The sequence below is a fragment of the Hydrogenoanaerobacterium sp. genome, assembly GCF_032017025.1.
Classification (GTDB): Bacteria; Bacillota; Clostridia; order Oscillospirales; family Ruminococcaceae; genus Hydrogenoanaerobacterium.
On sequence record NZ_DALZQO010000046.1, the window covers coordinates 1 to 2,945 of the forward strand.

Consider the following 2,945-nt stretch of genomic DNA (forward strand, 5'->3'; position numbering starts at 1 on the left):
ATGAACATTGGATTCTCACCCCTTTCTGTGGAAATAAAAAAGGCACACCATGCAATAAAATGCGGTGTGCCTGCATATCTGTCTGAACGGATTTCTGACAGGGTGCTAACATTTAGAAAACTTCAGAAACGACTTGACAATCCGTCCGGTCAGAGCTTCAATACCACACAACGGTGGCCGCCGAAATAAGGAAAAGGAGGTCTATTGTGTGGCAGATTACAAAAAAATGTATGATTCGCTGTTTAACGATGTGACGGATGCCATCTCGCTGCTTCAGCGTGCGCAGCAAAAGACGGAGGAGCTTTTTATCTCCGGTGATGACGGCGTTATTGTGGAACTCAAAAGAGATTCAGAGCCCGACGGCAACGATAAATAGCATAGCCCGTTTACAAAAAGCAAGGAGAGCGGTTCTGCCGCCCTCCTTGTTTTGCTGCTGCAAACGTCTTTTGGGGGAAATAAAAAAGGCACACCGTGGGTTCATTCACAGTGCGCCTTGGAGAATAGTTGCAACTCGCTGCCGACAGGGGTTTCAGACTATACCGCAATCGTTTCCATGTGTTCAAAGTCAATGACCACATCCGCTTGGTCAAAGGTGATTTCGAACAGGATAAGCGCAGGAAGTACATCAGGGATGCTCATAATGTATTCCGGCAGCTTCAATAGAAACTGATCCTTGATGGCTTCCACCGAAACAGAGCTTTTCCGAACAATCCCATTCCTGACCCGAACGTGTTCTTCTCCACTTTCCGGAATCGTTGTGAATGCAGCATGAGGATTTTTCTCAAACTCCGCAACCTTTTGGTTGTCGCTAAAGGTGGAGAAATACAGGGCTTTCGTCTCTGCATCATAATAAAAATTGACGATGCGTACATTGGGCGCTCCGTCTGCCGCTGTAGCCAGCGCCATGGCTGTTTGTGTTTGCATCATGCGCTCAAATTCTTTTCTATAATCCATTTGTTATTTCGTCTCCTTCTTTTTAGGCATAGGCAATTGTGTAGCTGCTTATTTGGTAAAGGAACCAATTTCAATTAAGTTGCCCTCTGGATCTGCAACATAGCAAGTCCGCTGTCCCCACGGCTCTGTTGTAGGTTCTAAGACCGGCACGGCACCGTTTGACACAACCCGCTTAAAGGTATCATCTACTGCGGCATAGTTTTCTACACCCATCGCAATTTCATAATGGCCATGGATGCCATTCGCATAAGAAAACGACCTTTTTGCCATCTGCTCAAAATCTGTTCTGCGATAAAGTAAAAACAAAGTGCCATCTTTCACCAGATAGACATTGCTGGAATCTTCTTCCTCCTTGATTTCAAACCCAAGAACATCACGGTAAAAACGCACCATAGTCGGCATATCTTTCACGAAAATTCCGAAGCCTTCTAATTTCATACGTTTCCCCCCCTTACTTCAGAGCAATGTAGATATCAATATCACAGTTTTCCGGGTCGGCATTTCGGTATTCCTCGAAATCGCCTGTAAAGCTGCGGTCTAAATCCGTCTGCCAAATCTCTCCCCATGAGTCAGAGACGGCCTTTTCCATATGCCCATGCACAGAGAATTTTGCGTATTTTCCGGCAGGGATTGTTTTTACGGTCAGTTCAGGATTTTCTGCCTTGGAAACCTCATTACCCGCTGTTACACAGTACCCATCGGCCGTATAATCGGAATACAGCCCAATGGCGTACTCGTTTACCTTGTTTTTTATCACGGCATTGATGCCGCCTTGGTATAACTTCTCCCAAAGCCCGCCAATGATTTTCCCCATTTCAGGGTCGCTGTTGCTGGTCGCAGCACTTACCCCAACAATAATCTTTTCCTCTAAATGCACAACTTCGTAGTTCATTTGATCGTCCTCCTTGTCTTTGATACTATCATCATAGCAAAGACCAATTGACAGCAGCGTGTCATATTATAAATATTGTGCCAGTGTTTTTTGCAGCTTATCCTTGATTTGCAGGCGGATATCCTCCGGTTCTATGATCTCACAATCCTCACCAAAGGTCGCAAGATATTGATAGACCCAATCGCCTCTGGGCATGGTGAGCGTCGCAATGAAATCACCGCTGGGAAGCGTTTTGTATTGTGAAAATTCATCATAGACACGATACGCCATTTTCTTTGACAGCTTCAGTGTGATTGTCACGAAATCATCTTGAAATATTTTTGTGCCTTCAAATATCTTCGCGGAGGCAGTGCGTTCAAAGCGCTCGTCAAGCAGCTTCAATTCTTTCATGCGCCGCAGTTTGAAAAACCGATAATCTTGACGCACTGTGCAGAAAGCATAAAGATACCAGCTCTGTCCCTTAAAGCAGAGTTTCATGGGTTCTGCTGTGCGCTGCGTGCTGCCCTCACTGCTGTGATACTGAAACGCCACTTTTTTCTTTCCGAGAATGGCGCTTTTCAGCAGGCTGAACAGCTGCGCTTCCTCATCGGCGTTTGCCCAGCCGGAGAAATCAACTTCAACCCAATCGGCGCTGGTGTTTCCAAATAGGGAGGACAGCTTTTGCACCGCAGTATTGGTTTGCTCCAAGTTGACCGCATCTACTGCGTGAAGTGCAGCGAGAATATCTGACTTTTCGCCATCGGTCAGGACAGTTTTATTGAGAACGAAGTCAGGGAGCAGTGAAATTCCACCACCCTTGCCCTTGGTCATATAAATGGGTATTCCCGCCGAGGATAGAAGCTCTACATCCCGGTAAATCGTGCGGGGTGAAACCTCAAAGTGTGTTGCGAGCTCCCCGGCGGTCATACTTTTTTTGTTCAGCAATAGATAAACCATTTCGAATAGCCTGTTAATCTGCATATTATCACCTCTACTGCTTTTATTATAAGATGATAATATGACATCTACAAGACATATTAAAGCAACGAAACATTATTTGTTCCACTACATCCCCAAAATCGTCCAGAGTATCCTTGCAAAAGGATGGCGAACGGACTTT

Annotated in this window: 5 protein-coding genes; 1 reads left to right on the forward strand and 4 read right to left on the reverse strand. The window is 45.6% G+C overall.

Annotation, left to right across the window (positions count from 1 at the left end; genetic code table 11):
* The first annotated feature begins 208 nt into the window (after positions 1-208).
* Positions 209-376, forward strand: a complete 168-nt coding sequence (locus RTV33_RS15570; protein ID WP_018213986.1) for a hypothetical protein — start codon at positions 209-211, stop codon at positions 374-376.
* 158 nt (positions 377-534) lie between these two features.
* Here the strand turns inward: RTV33_RS15570 and RTV33_RS15575 are convergent, their stop codons facing one another.
* The 4 genes from RTV33_RS15575 to RTV33_RS15590 all read right to left on the reverse strand — a co-directional run bounded on the left by RTV33_RS15575 (position 535) and on the right by RTV33_RS15590 (position 2,806).
* Complete coding sequence (locus RTV33_RS15575; RefSeq protein ID WP_018213987.1) at positions 535-954, reverse strand: pyridoxamine 5'-phosphate oxidase family protein; 420 nt, start codon at positions 952-954, stop codon at positions 535-537.
* 48 nt (positions 955-1,002) lie between these two features.
* Positions 1,003-1,392, reverse strand: coding sequence for a VOC family protein (locus RTV33_RS15580; RefSeq protein ID WP_018213988.1), 390 nt, complete (start codon positions 1,390-1,392; stop codon positions 1,003-1,005).
* A 13-nt stretch (positions 1,393-1,405) separates the two neighbouring features.
* Positions 1,406-1,846, reverse strand: a complete 441-nt coding sequence (locus RTV33_RS15585; RefSeq protein ID WP_018213989.1) for a GyrI-like domain-containing protein — start codon at positions 1,844-1,846, stop codon at positions 1,406-1,408.
* 66 nt (positions 1,847-1,912) lie between these two features.
* A complete protein-coding gene (locus RTV33_RS15590; RefSeq protein ID WP_018213990.1) occupies positions 1,913-2,806 on the reverse strand; it encodes a YafY family protein in 894 nt (297 codons plus the stop codon).
* Between the last annotated feature and the right edge of the window lie 139 nt (positions 2,807-2,945).

Bases quoted from the DNA above. Each gene is read 5' to 3' on its own strand.
- RTV33_RS15575 (WP_018213987.1), bottom strand. From the start codon at position 954: ATGGATTATAGAAAAGAATTTGAGCGCATGATGCAAACACAAACAGCC.
- RTV33_RS15580 (WP_018213988.1), bottom strand. From the start codon at position 1,392: ATGAAATTAGAAGGCTTCGGAATTTTCGTGAAAGATATGCCGACTATG.
- RTV33_RS15585 (WP_018213989.1), bottom strand. From the start codon at position 1,846: ATGAACTACGAAGTTGTGCATTTAGAGGAAAAGATTATTGTTGGGGTA.
- RTV33_RS15590 (WP_018213990.1), bottom strand. From the start codon at position 2,806: ATGCAGATTAACAGGCTATTCGAAATGGTTTATCTATTGCTGAACAAA.